This window comes from Xanthomonas sp. SHU 308 (genome assembly GCF_000364645.1).
Taxonomy (GTDB): domain Bacteria; phylum Pseudomonadota; class Gammaproteobacteria; order Xanthomonadales; family Xanthomonadaceae; genus Xanthomonas_A; species Xanthomonas_A sontii.
The window spans coordinates 1-449 of record NZ_AQOK01000661.1; the positions used below are offsets into that span (position 1 = coordinate 1).

1 pseudogene is annotated in these 449 nt (G+C 74.8%); it reads right to left on the reverse strand.

Features of this window, described 5'->3' with window-relative positions:
- Nucleotides 1-199: 199 nt before the first annotated feature.
- Nucleotides 200-449: pseudogene (locus tag D588_RS0118200) on the reverse strand (NAD-dependent deacylase); the annotation flags it as partial.

Genomic DNA, 449 nt, shown 5'->3' on the forward strand with positions numbered 1-449 from the left:
GACGCCTGCGCGCAGGCGCGCCACCTGGCCAGCAAGGCCGGCGCTCGCGGCATCCGCGTCGAGGTGCTGCCGCAGGACGCCAGCCATGCCGAGATCAACCGCGACCTGGGCCTGCCCTCGGCCTATACCGCGGCGGTGGACGCGTTCCTGCACACGCTGCGCTGAGCGCCGCGCATGGTTCCTGCGGCCAGCAACGCGCTCAGGCCACCATGCACTGCTGCAGCAGCAACGGCAGCGCCACCGCGGCGCTGTCGCGCCAGTGCAGGTCGGCGCGCGCCGACAGCGCGCTGGGTTCGGGATTGATCTCGACCACGCAGGCGCCGCGCTCCTTGGCCTGCAGCGGCAGGCTGGCGGCCGGATAGACCAGGCCGGAACTGCCGATCACCAGCACCAGGTCGGCGGCGTCGGCGGCGCTCTGCGCGCGCGCCCACTCCGCCGCCGGCAGCGCC